Here is a 408-nt window from a genome sequence, read left to right on the forward strand (position 1 = left end):
CAGTTTGCAAATCCATATTCAGTCGGAACAAGAAAACATTAACCGCCTCACTTGTGCGCACAACGCAACGTTAGAATGCATGGATGACGGCCTTCTGGCCTGGGATGAAGAAAGCCGTATCACCATGGTAAATCACCAATCAGAGCGCTTGTTAAACATTGAAGCCAGTCAGGTTTTGGATAAAGAAGTCTTTTCGGTTTTACGTTTCCCGCCAAATGTCCTCAATAGTATTGAGTCGGGTGCAAGCATCAACCGCAAACTCACAACGGTAGAAGTTCGTGGCGAGTTTGTTGAAGCGATCATTACCTTGCGTCCACTAAACGACGGCACACACTTATTGTTCTTGCACCCTATCGATAAAATTCGCGAACTTGCTCAACAACAAATAGGTGGCAGTGCGCGCTATAC

At 45.8% G+C, this 408-nt stretch carries 1 protein-coding gene; it reads left to right on the top strand.

All coding sequences use genetic code 11. The features are described 5' to 3' along the window. Positions 1-408: PAS domain-containing protein (locus tag BTA35_RS17215; RefSeq protein ID WP_139363749.1), on the top strand; the 408-nt coding region annotated here is incomplete at both ends.

It is taken from the genome of Oceanospirillum linum, from assembly GCF_001995095.2.
GTDB lineage: Bacteria > Pseudomonadota > Gammaproteobacteria > Pseudomonadales > Halomonadaceae > Oceanospirillum > Oceanospirillum linum.